The sequence below is a fragment of the Calidifontibacillus oryziterrae genome (genome assembly GCF_000331575.1).
In the GTDB taxonomy this organism is placed as follows: Bacteria; Bacillota; Bacilli; order Bacillales; family Bacillaceae_J; genus Calidifontibacillus_A; species Calidifontibacillus_A oryziterrae.
Genome location: NZ_ANOK01000006.1, coordinates 138,984 through 155,348 on the forward strand (window position 1 = coordinate 138,984; position 16,365 = coordinate 155,348).

Genomic DNA, 16,365 nt, shown 5'->3' on the forward strand with positions numbered 1-16,365 from the left:
GCTAGAATCGTCTTTTTTGAATCAGGGCGCTTGCGCCTTTTTTATTTACTATTATTTATAAAAGTTAAAGCCACATGCACCTACAATGATTAATAAAATAAACAAGACTACAATCAAGATAAAATCATCGTAACGATTTGTAGGATATCCATAAGTAAAAGCAGGAGCGGTAAAAGTAGGCATTGGTGGAATGTTTGCACCAAGAGTAGGAGGTGCGTTTACGTTAGCATGCATTTTCACACTTCCTTTCGTGTTAGTATTTCTATCACTATATAATACTCGCAAAGGGAAAATTAGAGCCCGTCTACAAAAAAAATGGGTTACTGTCAGGGCTTAATGAAGGGCTGTAATAAAAAATTAATGTATTGTACATAGGATATGGAGCATTTGTTATGGTGCACAACAGGAAGCTGATTTTTAAAAACACGATAAGTTCTCTCTAGATTTGCCAATCTAACTAAATGGTTAAATGAAGGCCTTGTCACTAAACTTGTTAAATAAGATGATTGATTACCCCACGGCTTTCTTTTTTCATTAAGAATTTGAATCATTTGTTCAGAAGTCCTTATTGAAAATCCATGTCCAAAATATTTCCCGTCGTTAAGAAGAACAGCATTAACTCCTCGAAACCATGGTGTTTTTGGATTAAAGTCCGGATTATTAAAGTAAACAACATCACCTGGTAAAAAATGATTGGAATAAAAGGTGTATATAGCTAGATCGGGATCAGTATGCCAACTGTAAAGATATAGATTTTGAAACAGAGAATTAAATAATCGGATGCCAATGCTATACAGTACGGCATAATAAAAGATGATTACAGATGCAGTTGCACATTCAAATGCATATCGTGAACTGTTCTTATAAATATCCAGAATCGCATCAGAAGGTTTAACATTAGGCTTTAACAGGAATCCACCGGCTGTTGTTAAATACCAATATTTAGGATTGCAACGGGCATATTCAAAGCTTGTAAATCGAGCTTCACCTTGATTCATCTCTAATGCACTTTCTATGATGTTCTTTCGAACTTTGAGTTCAAACAATAATTCATTGATGGAATAATATGAAAAATGAACTGGTGCTTCTTGCATATGATGAATGATTGTTTTTTCAATATTGCCAAGCTCCAGCTTTTCGATTTTATTTTGAAACGGAACCCCTGATATTTGTATCATCCAATCCCCCATTTCACCTTTCTCTATATCTATCGTATTTTCGATTTGCGTTAATAATGTTAGTAAAGTTCCATTAATTTGACTAATTAGATAAAAATACCATAATTGTCGAAAAAATGACGATAATGATTCTCAGTCAATTATTATCTGAAATAATTTAATTTTGTACTATGGTTGAAAAGTGTAGTAATATCAAGGGCTTGGGCCCTTTCTTCACCTCTATTTTAGCTCGGAATGCAGAACCACCTAGAATCAACACTGCCATAGCTATTTGCATATATCAAAGGATTGACATCTAAACAGAATACCTATAATATATACCTGCATGGGTATAAAATTAAATGAGTAGTCGCATCGATATAAAATTCTTAGTAAAAAATATAATTTGTTTTAATACATTAGTATTCGATGACTTTTATTCATTCAGAAAATAAAACCCAGTAATATTAGTTGATTATTTTTCAAAGTATAGAGAAAACACCTACTAAATTATATTATTGGAGGCAATAAATGATGGAGAAAATTGTTATTATTGGTGGCGTAGCGGCAGGTGCTACAGCTGCAGCAAAAGCCAGAAGACTATCAGCAGATGCTCAAATTACAATTCTTGAATCTGGACCCGATATCTCATTTGCAAATTGCGGACTTCCGTACTATATCGGTGGAGACATAGATAGTAGATCAAAGCTTATTTTACAAAGCCCTGAAAGTTTTAATGAGCAGTACCAGACAGCAGTTCACATATATACAACAGCAACAGAGATTGATAGAAAAAACAGAATTGTATATGCAGTAGATTCACGTACTGGAGAAAAGAAAACATATGAATATACAAAGCTTATTCTTGCTCAAGGTGGAAAACCTATTGCTCCACCAATACCTGGAGCAGAACAAGATCATGTCTTCCAGCTTTGGACTCTTGAAGACATGGATAAGATCAATTCATTCATAGAAAATAGAAAGCCTAAGACAGCGGTAGTTGTAGGTGGTGGATTTATTGGTCTTGAAATGGTAGAAGCTCTTGTTAAGAAGGGAATAAAAGTTTCTGTAGTTGAGATGATGCCTCATGTGATGGCTATTATGGAATCCGAAATAGCTGGGTTCATCCAGCAAGAAATGGTGTCATACGGAGTAGATGTTCTGACAAATAAAGCGGTTTCTGATATAGGTAGAAATAGTGTGACTCTTAAGGATGGATCTACAATTGATGCCGATATGATTCTTTTATCAATAGGTGTGCGTCCTACCCTTAAACTTGCTCAGGAGGCAGGTCTAGATATTGGTGAAGCGGGTGGCTTACTGGTTGATTCAACATTGAAAACTAGTGATGATAATATTTATGCTGCAGGGGATATGGTTGAACTTGAACACCGAGTGCATGGCAAGAAAGTACGTATTCCACTTGCAGGACCTGCTAATCGTCAAGGACGAATTGCAGCAGAAAATGCCCTTGGCAAAAGGCATGAATACAAAGGCTCAATAGGTACATCTATTGTCAGAGTTTTTGAAGCAGTTGCAGGAACTACTGGACTCTCCCTAAAAGGTGCTAGAGCTGCAGGGCTTAATGCAGATGCAATTGTTATTCATAAAGAACACCACACTTCTTATTATCCGGGAGCAGAGCAGGTTACTGTTCTTGTCGTTTATGATAGAGAAACTGGAGTGGTGCTTGGTGGACAGACAGCAGGTTATGCCGGAGCTGACAGAAGACTAGATGTTTTAGCAGCCGCTGCCGCAGCAAAACTCACAGTTTCTGATCTTGCTGATATGGATTTTGCTTACTCACCACCGCTTGGAACTGCAAATGATGCCATGAATATGGCGGCATATGTAGCCGAGAACCGAATTTCAGGGTACTCACCCGCTTTGACAGTTTCTGAAATAGACAGCTATTTAGATGGCAAGGAAGCGCTTTGGGTTGATGTTAGGGATGTATTTGCATTTGACAAATCCCATGTAGAGGGAGCAATTAATATCCCTCTCGAAATTCTTCTATCAAAACTAGATGAGCTTCCGAAGAATAAACTAATCTTTGTTTATGATCAAACTGGGAAAAAAGGACATCAGGCATTGCGTACTCTCGTTGGAGCGGGATTTACGAATGTATTTAATGTAAGCGGTGGATTCGCAAGTCTTTCCGGCTATGTAAGGGCTGTGACTCCAACGAATTTCCAACTAGAACTGCCAGCACCAGAACCAAAAAGAATTGGTGAGAAAAGTAATGTCGAAGAGAATAATGTTGATACAGTTGAAATAAAAGAGGAAGAATCAAATGGACCTTTGATTGTTGATGTGCGTACTGCTGGGGAGTTTGCATTCGGTGCATATCCTGGCGCGATAAATATTCCTCTAGATGAATTACAGTCTAAAGTAGATAAGTTAGGAAAGAAGGATAGAGAAATAATACTTTACTGCCAATCTGGCGCAAGAAGTGCTTATGCAGTGCAGATTCTCAAAACATACGGCTTTACCAACCTTGAAAATGGCGGCGGACTTTCAAGAATGATGGCCCGTACAAGATAGATTGCCAGAAGCAGCGAGAAGAATTGCTTTTGTAGATGTGGAATACAGTGAGAATAACTTGGGCGATTGCTCCCTATGGGAAACCCGAACGAGAATCCTGTATAATTTATTGGAGAAATGAAAGTAAGGTCGGATACGGAGTAGCTTTGACTACTTCAAGTATCCGATTTTTTTATCATTTTATATACCATATGTAAGTGAAAAAACATTGGTATTTATCGAATTTAATTCCTGTTTTAGCAGCAAGAAAGTTATGAAAAGTAGCCAATGGAAAAAGAAATTGACAGAAGGAAAACGGTTCACAATTCAAGCCGCTTCCTTCTAAAGAATATGTCCAAAAATCTAATCGTAAATATAGAGGTCACTGTAAAGACTGCCATGTAGTCTTGATGATGTAAATGGTGCCATAAATATTAGTAAAAAGTATCTGAACGTGCTTCAAGCACAATCAGTAGTCGTGTTGGGCGCCCCAAGGTGTATACGTTCAATGGACATCAGTTCATTGCGTAGAACCAGAAGCTTGCCATTTTAATGGCGACGTAGTTCACTTAATGAACTCAATATTATAACTGATTTCTTTATAAGCTTAACAGTTTATAAATAATGGAACTTTTGTAAAAAACGTTTTCCCACTTTCTGTTATTAGATATAATTAAATTAGCTTAGACTAGAATATTACAAATTACATTAAACTCCCACTTCTCCAGCCAGCTGGGTTACAGACTTGTTTTTCTCTGTGATATACTTTACTGTTTCTTTCTTAAATGGAATATCATAAGGGAGTATTAATAGTACATTAGTGTTTAAAATGGCAATAGAATAATTATCCGAGCGAAACATTTTGGTGGGGTAATGTAACATCTATTTATCACATCTGTGGAAGCTGCTAATGATAATAAAAATAAGGTTGAAATACAATTCGAATATCATCAGTCACTCCTTTTAAGGTTCTTGTGCGGATTTGCAAGGAGCTATATTGTAATATTGGTTATATAGGTGATTATTTGCTAGATGTGGAGGATAGAAGATGAATAATGAACAATTAAAAGATCTAAAAGCTAGACTATGGGCATCAGCAGATCAACTTCGTGCTAATTCTGGACTTAAATCTACTGAATATGCAACGCCAATATTAGGGCTTATTTTTCTAAGATTTGCTGAGAGTAAATATAAGCAATATGAAGCAGATATAAATGCAGAATATGAAAAACATCGAGGAACAAGAATGGAAAGATCTATTCAGGAAATTGCAATTGAAAAGTGCGGTTTTTATTTGCCTAGTGAGGCAAAGTATGACTATTTATTAAACCTGCCTGAAAGCGAAAATCTTGCGCAAAAGGTAAAGGAAGCGATGGTTGCTGTAGAAAAATATACTACAGAGCTTGCAGATACTCTGCCAAAAGATGAGTATTACAATATTAGTAGCGGTGATGATAAAACTGTACTTAAAAAGCTTCTTAAAACATTTAAGGATATTCCTGATGATATTAGCATTGATGTCTTTGGTGAGATTTATGAATATTTTCTTGGTAACTTTGCCCTTGCAGAAGGTCAAGGCGGTGGAGAATTCTTTACACCATCGACGGTTGTTCGCTATATGGTTGAAGTTCTGGCGCCTACTGAGGGGAAAATATTAGACCCGGCATGTGGTAGTGGTGGTATGTTTGTTCAAACGGCCCACTATATTGAGAAGCATAAAAAAAATGGAAATAACATAAATCTCCGTGCTTACGGTGTTGAAAAAACCGGAGCAACAGTCAAATTAGCAAAAATGAACTTAGCTCTTAACAATATTCGTGGCACCATTATAGAGGCAAACTCTTATTATAATGATCCTTATGATTGTTTTGGCAATTTTGATTACGTGATGGCAAATCCACCGTTTAATGTCGATGGCATTGAGCTGGACAGTGTGAAAAACCAACCTCGCTTTAATACTTACGGTGTCCCGCAAAATAAATCGAAAAAAGCAAAAGGTGATGCATCAGAAACCGTACCTAATGGAAACTATTTATGGATTAATATGTTTGCAACTTCGTTAAATGAAAAAGGACGAGCTGCGCTAGTTATGGCAAATTCTGCATCAGATGCAGGACATAGTGAAAAAGAGATTCGGATGAAGTTGATTGAAAGTGGTATTATTAGCCAAATGGTCACATTGCCTTCCAATATGTTTAGTACGGTGACATTACCTGCAACCCTTTGGTTTTTTAATAATGCCAAGATAAAGAAAGATGAAATACTATTTATCGATGCTAGAAATATATTCACTCAAATTGATCGAGCACACCGTAAATTTTCTGATGAACAAATAAAAAATCTTGCAATCATCACAAGGTTATATGAAGGCAAATCAGAAGAATTTTGGGCATTGGTAGATGAGTACAAAGCAGAATTGGAAGCTGCTGAGGATAAAGCATACTGGCAAAGTAATCTTGATTGGCTATTAGAACGATTCCCCGAAGGAAAATATCAAGATATAACAGGTCTTTGTAAAGTGGCAACAATCGATGGTGAAGATGGAATAAAAGAACAAGACTATTCGCTAAATCCAGGGCGCTATGTTGGTGTTGTCATTGAGGAAGATGGATTAACAGAGGAAGAATTTAAAGCAGAAATGTTAACGCTTCATGAAGAATTGGCGCAACTAAATAATGACGCAAAAGAATTAGAGAGGAAAATTGCGGAGAATTTGCAGTTATTGGTGAATGGCAATGAGTAAAAAAAATTCATTGAGTCAAAGCAATCAGTTGCAAATACGTAATAGTACCGCAGAGTTTTTAATATTCACATCTCAAGCAGGTGAAGATTCCATTGAAGTTATGGTTGCTGATGAAAATGTATGGTTAACCCAAGATATGATTGCAACGCTTTACGAAAAAGGTCGTTCTACTATTACAGAACACTTAAAAAATATCTTTTCCGATGGTGAATTGGATGAGCATTCAGTGCGTCGGAAATTCCGACGAACTGGAACTGACGGGAAAGAATATAATACTAAATTTTATAACTTAGAAGCTGTAATTGCTGTTGGATTTAGAACGAATTCTAACCGAGCCATTCAGTTTCGTCAGTGGGCAACTTCTGTTCTAAAGGATTTTTCTATTCGTGGTTATGTGCTTGATAAAGAAAGACTAAAAAATGGTACATTTTTGAATGAAGAATATTTCGATCATTTGCTTGAAGAAATTAGAGAAATTAGAGCCAGTGAGAGAAAGTTTTATCAAAAAATAACTGATATTTACGCTACGGCAATGGATTATTCTTCGACTGCTCTAACGACTAAGGCATTTTTTAAAACAGTACAAAATAAACTTCATTTTGCAATCCATGGTAAAACAGCGGCTGAGCTTATAGTTGATCGAGCAAATGCAGAAAAAGAGAACATGGGACTAACTAGCTGGAAAAGTTCACCTAATGGTAAAATATTGAAGAGTGATGTTTCTGTTGCAAAAAACTATTTAACATTAGATGAGATAGATTCACTTAATAGGATTGTTACAATGTACCTTGACTATGCAGAAAATCAAGCTAAAAGAAAGATACCGATGACAATGGAAGATTGGGCAAAAAAGCTAAATGCTTTTTTGCAGTTTAATGAATATGACTTACTTAATAACTCTGGTAAGGTGACAGCAGAGGTAGCAAAAGCCTTTGCAGAAAGTGAGTTTGAAAAATATCGGATTGTGCAGGATAGACTGTTTGAAAGCGACTTTGACAGACTTTTGAAGGAGTCTAATCAAGGCGGTGAAGGGCGTGAGTAATTGGGAAGAGAAGAGATTAGGGGAAGTATGTAATGTAATTTCTGGTTATGCATTTAAAAGTAATGATTTTAAAAGTAAAGGACAAATTCCTGTAATTAAAATCTCCAATATCGGGAACGGTTATGTCGATTTAGATAATAATACTCAATATGTAGATGTCCAATCTGTTTCAACATTAGATGAGAAATATACTGTTAAATTTGGAGATGTATTAGTTTCCTTAACAGGATCTCATATTACTCAACCAAACTCTATGGTAGGAAGAACGGCAATATACAAAAGTCAATCTCCTTCCATCTTAAATCAAAGAGCTGGTAAGATAATTGGCAAAAAAAATAAAGGATTGGGTAAATTTATTTATTATATTTTGAGGACTCAATGGATTAGAGAATATATTGGAATAATCGCACATGGTGCAGCTAATCAAGCAAATATTAGCCCGAAATCTATAGAAAATATAAAAACCTTTGTTCCGCCACTTCCTACCCAACAAAAAATAGCTGATATTCTATCAGCATATGATGATCTTATCGAAAACAACAACCGCAGAATAGAGCTGTTAGAAAAAGCTGCACAAAATTTATATAAAGAATGGTTTGTGCGTTTCCGTTTTCCAAACTACAAGCAAACAAAGTTTGAAAATGGTTTGCCAAAAGGGTGGGAAGTTGCGAAGGTGAAAAATATTGTAAAAAGATTACCCTTTGGAACTTTATACAAAGAAAATAATGTCTCAGCAGAGGGTAGGGTTATAGTAATTGACCAATCACGAAAAGAATATGTTGGATTTCATAACAATGAACCATCTCATAAAGCAAGTATTGATAACCCCATTATTATATTTGGTGATCATTCTTGCAAAATGCAACTTATGATAAATGATTTTTCATTATCTGAAAATGTTGTTCCTTTTATCTCCCAAAATAAGATTCCGATTTTGTTTTTATATTACCTTGTTAACAGCCTTATAGAAACTACTGAATATAAAAGACATTGGACAGAATTTATGAATAAAAAGGTATTGATGCCAAATGGCAATCTACAAGAATTATTTGACAAAAAAGTTAAGAATAGCAAATTGTTAATTAACAATCTCCAAACTCAAAACCGCAACCTCATCAAACAACGTGACCTATTACTACCAAGACTTATGAGCGGGAAAATCGAAGTGTAAGAAAAGGGGGCTTATTATGGCACGAATTATTACAGAGGATATGATTGAACAATCAGCGATCAAGATGTTAGTCGATGTCAATCAATACGAAAGTATGAATTGCTTCACAGCAGATAAAGAAACGTTGCCTGATGGGACAGGTCGAGAAAATAAAAAGCAGGTTGTCTTGCCAAAGGTCCTGTATAATAAGTTGTGCCAACTTAACCCCAACATCCCGGTCGATACTGTAAAACAAGTGGCAGAAAAGTTAGTCTCCACCCCGAATACGGCTGATTTAATGCTTACAAACTATGAAAATTATCAAATGCTCCGCACAGGGATAAACGTAGAATATGAGCGAAATGGCAAAAAGACGAAGGGTCGCTTAATAATCATTGATTATAACGAACCACTAAACAATAGCTTCATTGTCGCAACGCAAATGTGGATCAAAGGCGAGGTTCATTGGCGTCGTCCAGATTTGATTATTTTTATTAATGGCTTACCGCTCGTATTTATCGAGCTTAAAAATTCAAATATTTTGGTAAAGAATGCCTATGACAAAAATCTCACTGACTACTTAAAGGATATTCCTTATTTATTTAACTTTAATCAAATCTGTGTATTGTCGAATGGTATGGAAACTCGTTTAGGTAGCTTTAAAGCTGGTTATGAGCATTTTTTTGAATGGCTGAAGGTAGAGGATGAAAAAGAAAAACCTGACCGCAAGGAAATTAAAGAAAATGGCATTAGCTTAGAATATCTCATTCGTGGACTGTTAAAAAAAGAAACTTTAATAGATTACATCGAAAACTTTATTCTCTTTGACCGGAAACGGACAAAGCTCATTGCCAAAAACCATCAGTTTCTAGGTGTAAATAATGCTTATCATGCCTTTTTAAATCGTGAGGAATTACACGGGAAATTGGGTGTTTTTTGGCATACACAAGGCAGTGGCAAAAGCTATTCAATGGTAATGCTTGCGCGTAAGATCAAACACAAGGTCAGCGGCAATTTTACTTTTTTGGTCGTCACAGACCGCGAGGATTTAGATGATCAAATCTATAAAAACTTCCTTAGAACGGAATTCATTAAAAAGGAAGAAGAAGTCCGCCCAGCTAATAGTGCAAAACTTCGGGAGGAGCTGACAACGAATAAAACGATCCTATTTACTCTTATTCACAAATTCAGATATGACAAAGGAAAGAAATATCCGATTCTATCAGACCGCGATGATATTATCGTTATTGTCGATGAAGCGCACCGAACTCAATATAAAGATTTGGGCGAAAATATGCGGACAGGCTTGCCAAATGCTCAGTTTATTGCTTTTACAGGAACGCCTCTACTGGGCAACAAACGACTAACAAATGCTTGGTTTGGTGATTATGTCAGTGAATATAATTTTGCACAATCAATCGAGGATCAGGCAACTGTACCACTTTACTACACAAAGAGAGTACCTGAAGTGGAACTAAAAAACGACTTTTTGGACTCTGATTTTTCAGAAATATTAGAACAAGAGAATCTAACTGATGCGGAACAAAAACGGTTAGAAAATCATTACGCTAAAGAATTAGAAGTCATTAAGCGTGATGATCGATTAGATACGATTGCCAAAGATATCGTGTATCATTTCCCACGTAGAGGCTTCCTTGGTAAAGGAATGGTCGTATCTGTAGATAAGTTCACAACCGTAAAAATGTATGATAAGGTACAATTTTACTGGAAAGAAGAAATCAAAAAGCTAAATGCTGAGATTTCTAAACTAAAGGATGAAGTAGAGAAATTAAAGATTAAGCGGATTGTCGATTATATGCGGAGAGTGGAAATGGCTGTTATCATTAGCTATGAAGATGGTGAGGAAGAAAAGTTTAATAAACAAGGGTTATCTGTGAAACTGCATCGAGAACGTATGGATATGGTAGATGAAAATGGCTTTGATATTGAAGACCACTTTAAAGATGATAGGCATCCTCTACAGCTAGTGTTTGTTTGTTCGATGTGGTTAACAGGATTTGATGCACCAGCTGTCTCTACATTGTATTTGGATAAACCAATGAAGGGGCACACGCTTATGCAAGCTATTGCAAGGGCAAATCGTGTATACCCTGGGAAAAAGAACGGAATTATTGTCGATTATTTGGACGTATTTAAATATCTTAAACGAGCACTAGCTGATTATGCGATTACAGAAGAAGGTGTAATGCCTGTTAAGGATATTGAAAAATTATTGGAACAGTTAAATGAAACGGTAGAAGCAACTGTCTTATTTTGCTCTACATTTGGTGTCGACTTAAACGTTATAATCGGACAAGCAGATACGTTTAAAAAGCTTGATTATTTTGAAAGCTTTGCTAATACCATTCTTGGTAATGATGAATGGAAAAATGAGTTCAAAGTTTATGCCAATACTGTTGAAGCGCTCTATGAATCGTTGCGACCCGACATCTTTAAAATGGACTGGGACTCTTCTTTAAAGGAAGCGATTTTATACTTACGAGGAATCATTGAAGGAAAAATTCGCCCAGAAAAGTTGGATGCTGCTAGGCAGAAAATTGATCAGCTTTTAGACGAAAGCGTGTTAGTAGCAGAAGAAACAGCAACGTATAGTATTGTCACGACAGGGAAAGAAATTGATCTTTCAAAGCTTAACATCGACGAACTCCGAGCACAGATCAAAAGGACAAAATATAAAAATATTGAAATTGCCAATTTACGAGAGTACATTGAGGAAAAACTTGCAAGGATGCTTAGAAGAAATGTAACAAGAGGAAACTTTGCTGAAGTTTTTCAAAACATCATTGATAACTATAATGCAGGTGGCTCAGCGAATGACGATTTTTTTGAAAAACTATTAAAATTCATGGAAGACTTAAAGCGTGAAGAGGAGCGCCATATTAAGGAGGAACTCAGCGAAGAAGAACTAGAAATTTTTGACTTACTTAGAAAAGATAAGCTTTCAAAAGAAGAAGAAAAGAAGGTTAAGCTTGCTGCAAAAATGCTCTATGAAACACTGACAAAGAAGAAGTCAGAACTATTTGTGGTAGGCTGGGAAAATGATCCTCAGCCAAAAGAAAAAGTGAAAAGTGAAATTATTAATGTGTTAAACAGCTTTTTACCAGAAAGCTATGAGAGAGAGATTTTTTCACAGAAAAGTAATGTTGTCTTCGAACATATTGTAGATCAGGCAATAATGGGTTTTAGCTGGATTGCATAAAGGTTTTAATCAACACTACATCAATATTTATGCTATTACTACACAAACCCTATCGACAAGTACTAGGCACCTGTCGACGAAGCATTTCGCAGAAACAGGAGAATAGGGGCTTTAATTGAATAGACGAATAAAAAGGGGCAGTTCATTTCGACTTATGGATGCCCCTTTTATGTTTAAAAACCTTTATATATTAACAATCTTGATTATTTCATTTAAGAGATTTCCACTTTACGGACAGCCCCTTGGTTATAGGTTCTTTTAAAAAATTAGTCGACTTTTAAGGAAAGAAATACATTATACTCAAAAAGAGTATGTCTAGAAACAACTGTCTCTTTTTATCTTCTACAAAATGTTAACAGTTGCAGATACCTAGCAATATCAATTTTTTAGTCAAGGTACGTTATTAGTAACAAAAAAGTAGTTGTTTAATAGTTTTTAAATTTTTTTAAATAGTTTACTAATCCCCCTTCATTCAGTATTTTGACCATTACATCAGGCATTTGTGTAACTTGATGTGTTTTATTTTGTGTTAGATTTTGTACATGACCTTTTGATAAGTTAATTTCAATTTCATCATCTTGGATAATTGTATGGTTATTTATTTCAATAACAGGTAGACCAATATTAATTGCGTTTCTAAAGAAGATCCTTGCAAAAGAACGAGCAATTACTGCTGAAACACCTGCAGTTTTTAGTGCTAGCGGTGCTTGCTCTCTTGATGAACCGCAGCCAAAATTTTCACCGCCTACAACTATATCCCCTTTTTTCATTCGGATTCGAAATTCGGGGTCTAAGTCTTCTAATACATGATCTGCCAGATCTTGAAGGTTAAGAGTTTTCGTATACTTACCTGGAATAATTCGATCTGTATCAATATTGTTCCCATATACATGGGAAAATCCTTTAAGTTCCATTTACGCTTCCTCCCTTAGTGTAGTAGGATCTGTTATTTTTCCAAATAAAGCGGAAGCAGCAACTGTTGAAGGGGAAGCTAAATAAACATTTGAATTTCGGTTTCCCATTCTTCCTTGAAAGTTTCGATTTGTTGACGAGATAATATTCTCATCATTACCTGGGATACCTAGGTGAGTTCCTACACAAGGGCCGCATCCAGATGGGATAAAGGATGCCCCTGCTGTTGTAAGAATTTCAATAGTCCCATCTTTTAGTGCATCTAGGAAAACCTGTCTTGATGCAGGTGCAATAATTAATCTTACATTCGGATCAATCTTTTTGTTTTTTAGCACCTTAGCAGCTGCATGTAAATCTTCTAATCTTCCATTTGTACAGCTTCCGATAAAAGCTTGTTGAATTGGTCGACCAATTATCTCAGAAATTGGTTTGACACTATCAGGTGAGTGAGGAATGGATACATTAGGTGTAATATTTGATAGATCAAATTCAAGAACTTTTTCATAGGTTGCTCCGGCATCACCTTGGATATGTTCAAATTCGTAAGGAAGTATTAAACCCTTTGTATCTACAAAACAAGCTTTTGCTCCCATTTCAATTGCCATATTAGACAGGGTCATCCGGCTATCTAGGGACAATGATTCAATTGCTGTTCCAGTAAATTCAATTGCTTTATAAGTTGCGCCTTCTATCCCAAGCTTGCCAACAACATACAGAATTAAATCTTTTGCGGAGACTCCGTCATTTATCGTACCGATCAGGACAATTTTAATCGTTTCAGGAACTTTTAACCAGGTCTGACCGGTCAACATAACACCTGCTAAGTCGGTAGAACCAACTCCTGTAGCGAATGCACCAATAGCACCGTATGTACAAGTATGGGAATCAGCCCCTAAAAATAATTGTCCGGGTTTAACATGATGGTTTTCGATCATTAATTGATGGCAGATACCTTCTCCAACATCATATATCTTAATATTTTGTTCTTTAGCAAATTTTCGCATTAAATCATGTAGATTTGCAATTCGTTCATTTGGCGCAGGAGAAGCATGGTCGATAATTAGGAACATCTTATTTGAATCCCATATTTTTGTACCGCCCATTTCTTGAAAAGCTTTTATTGTTAAAGGGGCTGTTGTGTCTGTTGCCATTACACCATCTACATTTACAATAGCAATCTCATTTTGTTTGACTTTTTTTCCGGCATGGCTCGAAATAATTTTTTCAATCACGGTTTGTGCCATAATAACCACCTTTCAATTTTTATGGGTTAAACCCCATTTTTTTTGAAATCATTTGCGCAGCGATAATTGCATCTTCAATAAAGTCTTCTTTTAATTTGTTATTTAAACGAATTGATAATCCTGAAATAGATAGTCCACCATGCAATACACCTCTAACACCAAGAATTGGTGTTGAGATTGCATATGCACCCTTAACTCTTTCATTCATACTGAATGCATATCCTTGGTTTTTTATTTGTTTTAACTCTTCTAAGAATACTTCAGTAAGTATATCTTCTTGTTGATGGTTTAAAATCACGCGTTCGACGTAATTACTAGATGAATAGGCTAATAACAATTTCCCTGAAGCCCCTTTTATAATTGGATATGGGAACCCTAGTCTAATAAATTGTCTTATATCCTCAGTTCCTTCAACTTTTTCAACGCAAATTCGATGCAAGTCTTGAATAAGATTAAGGCTAACGGTCTCATTTGTCTTTTTGGCCAGATTTTCCATAATTGGAATAGCTTCTTTTCGTATGTCCAAATTTTCACTCACTATTTGACTCATTTCTAAAAGAGGGAGACCTAATTTATAAGTACTTGAGTGTTCATCTTTAATAATTAGGCCTTTGTTTTTTAATGATGATAGTAAACGGAAAACGGTTGTGCGTTTTAATCCTGTTTGAATAACAAAATCATTTAATGACAATTCGGGTTTTTGAAAAGAAAAGCAGTATAGAAGATCAATAGCTCGTTCTACAGATTGCACATTATCTTTTGATTTCATAATGTAGGTCTCCTTATCTAATTCCGCTATACGGACTAATAGTTCACCAAGTGGAATTTGTTTTATTGTAAAACAGTTATTTTTTAAAATCAACATTTGGATATAAAAGTTTATTAAATTTATTGTATCTTCTTTCGAACATGTAAACAAACGGCAAAACTACGAAATAAGACAAATTTTCTATATTGACTTATATTTTTTAATAATGTTAATATTAAGAAAATAATTCCGAAAAAACAAAACGCGTTCCGTAATGCGGAACAAAGGGGCTGAGCGAATGGGTTACCAATATGAACTAACTAGGTTTTCTATTAATTTTAAATTAAGTCAAGTTAATCCAAACGTCCTGAGAAGAGCAAAAATCATAATTTTAGATTCATTAACAGCTATTATCGCAGGTAATCAAACTGATCAGTTGTCAAGATTACATAACGAAATTATGAAGACTTCCTCTTATCTAAGTGAACAAGTATCGAGTGTTTACGGAACAAATATTAAGCTCAGTAGTTATGTAGCAGCAATGATAAATGGGATTGCAATGGTAACTGAGGAAATGGATGAAGGTAATCCGATTGCAAAAGGCCATCCCGCTTGTCACTTCATACCATCCCTTTTAACTTATTCTGAACAAAATAAAGTAAGCGGTTACAGATTTTTAGAAAGTTTCATTGTTGGTTATGAAATTGGAGTACGTGCAGGGGCTTCTATTAATCTAAAGGAAAATATACATCCACATGGGAATTGGGGTCTTATTGGTTCTGGGTTTGCGATAGGTAAATTACATAATTTTACTGAAATTGAGTATAAAAGAGGTTTATCGCTCTGTGGCTCATTACCAAATATTACTTTGTGGAAATCGGTAATAGAAGGACATCGAATAAGGGACGTATTTATTGGATTAAATAATATGTATTCCTGTATTGTACCATCCCTTGTTCGAGCTGGTTTTTCGGGTAGTCCTTCTAGCATCGAAGAGATATATGGTAATGGAATTCTTGGTGAAAAGTTTTCTCAAGAAAAAATCGTTGAGGGATTAGGAAAAACTTTTTCTTTAATGAATACATATTTTAAATTCTATCCATTCTGTCGTTTTTGCCATTCACCGATTGATGGAATCCTAAAGGTATTACGAAATGAGAAATTTTCACCACAATCAATAGAAAAAATTAATGTGTATACGTATTCTTTAGCGGCAAAGCTATCAAATCAGGAAGTGAATAATGAATACGCTGGAAAATTTTCAATTCCATATGCCATATCAAGTATGTTCTTCAATGAAAGTAAACATGAAGAAATTTTAGGTTTTGCGAAAAAAGTATTCGTTTTTGAAGATGATGAATTAACAAAATTATTACCATACAAAAGGAATTCAAGATTAGAAGTTATGACGAAAGATAATAAAAAATTGATAGTAGAGGTTGAAGGTGCCAGAGGAGATGCCCACGAAGAAGACCTTGAAGAGAAAGTTATTCAAAAATGCAGTAGATTACTAGAAACAGTTATAGGACCTTCAAAAACAGCAGTATTTATAAATCAGATTATGGATCTTGAGTCAGTACAGGACATGAGACCCGTAATACAATTACTAAATTCTTAGGGGGTACG

11 protein-coding genes are annotated in these 16,365 nt (G+C 35.4%); 6 read left to right on the forward strand and 5 right to left on the reverse strand.

Annotated features, from left to right (window positions below):
- Positions 1–51: 51 nt before the first annotated feature.
- Together D612_RS0106460 and D612_RS0106465 are read right to left on the reverse strand one after the other, a co-directional pair.
- Positions 52–234 (reverse strand): YjcZ family sporulation protein, encoded by a 183-nt coding sequence (locus tag D612_RS0106460; protein ID WP_017754678.1) that lies wholly within the window; start codon positions 232–234, stop codon positions 52–54.
- 92 nt (positions 235–326) lie between these two features.
- Positions 327–1,178 (reverse strand): protein-glutamine gamma-glutamyltransferase, encoded by an 852-nt coding sequence (locus D612_RS0106465; RefSeq protein ID WP_017754679.1) that lies wholly within the window; start codon positions 1,176–1,178, stop codon positions 327–329.
- Positions 1,179–1,688: 510 nt separating this feature from the next.
- Between D612_RS0106465 and D612_RS0106470 the strand changes: the two genes are divergently transcribed.
- The 5 genes from D612_RS0106470 to D612_RS0106490 all read left to right on the forward strand — a co-directional run bounded on the left by D612_RS0106470 (position 1,689) and on the right by D612_RS0106490 (position 11,835).
- Positions 1,689–3,701 carry an FAD-dependent oxidoreductase gene (locus tag D612_RS0106470; RefSeq protein WP_017754680.1) on the forward strand — a complete coding sequence of 671 codons (2,013 nt, stop codon included), beginning with the start codon at positions 1,689–1,691 and terminating at the stop codon, positions 3,699–3,701.
- A 1,027-nt stretch (positions 3,702–4,728) separates the two neighbouring features.
- On the forward strand, positions 4,729–6,423 hold the full coding sequence (locus tag D612_RS0106475; protein ID WP_017754681.1) for a class I SAM-dependent DNA methyltransferase: 1,695 nt from the start codon (positions 4,729–4,731) through the stop codon (positions 6,421–6,423).
- A complete protein-coding gene (locus tag D612_RS0106480; RefSeq protein WP_017754682.1) occupies positions 6,416–7,465 on the forward strand; it encodes a virulence RhuM family protein in 1,050 nt (349 codons plus the stop codon). Before D612_RS0106475 ends, D612_RS0106480 begins: the two co-directional genes overlap by 8 nt.
- Positions 7,458–8,636 carry a restriction endonuclease subunit S gene (locus D612_RS0106485; protein ID WP_017754683.1) on the forward strand — a complete coding sequence of 393 codons (1,179 nt, stop codon included), beginning with the start codon at positions 7,458–7,460 and terminating at the stop codon, positions 8,634–8,636. Before D612_RS0106480 ends, D612_RS0106485 begins: the two co-directional genes overlap by 8 nt.
- Before the next feature lie 16 nt (positions 8,637–8,652).
- Entirely contained in the window at positions 8,653–11,835 is a 3,183-nt protein-coding gene (locus tag D612_RS0106490) for a type I restriction endonuclease subunit R (RefSeq protein WP_017754684.1), read from the forward strand.
- A 425-nt stretch (positions 11,836–12,260) separates the two neighbouring features.
- Here the strand turns inward: D612_RS0106490 and D612_RS0106495 are convergent, their stop codons facing one another.
- From D612_RS0106495 to D612_RS0106505, 3 genes are read right to left on the reverse strand one after another with little or no spacing between them, the layout of a single operon-like run.
- A complete protein-coding gene (locus D612_RS0106495; protein ID WP_017754685.1) occupies positions 12,261–12,749 on the reverse strand; it encodes a 3-isopropylmalate dehydratase small subunit in 489 nt (162 codons plus the stop codon).
- Positions 12,750–13,991, reverse strand: a complete 1,242-nt coding sequence (locus D612_RS0106500; RefSeq protein WP_017754686.1) for a 3-isopropylmalate dehydratase large subunit — start codon at positions 13,989–13,991, stop codon at positions 12,750–12,752.
- 19 nt (positions 13,992–14,010) lie between these two features.
- Entirely contained in the window at positions 14,011–14,760 is a 750-nt protein-coding gene (locus tag D612_RS0106505) for an IclR family transcriptional regulator (protein WP_017754687.1), read from the reverse strand.
- Between the two features lie 277 nt (positions 14,761–15,037).
- On the opposite strand from D612_RS0106505, the gene D612_RS0106510 reads away from it, so the two are divergent.
- Positions 15,038–16,357: an MmgE/PrpD family protein gene (locus D612_RS0106510; RefSeq protein ID WP_017754688.1), complete on the forward strand. Its 1,320-nt coding sequence runs from the start codon at positions 15,038–15,040 to the stop codon at positions 16,355–16,357.
- Positions 16,358–16,365 lie beyond the last annotated feature (8 nt).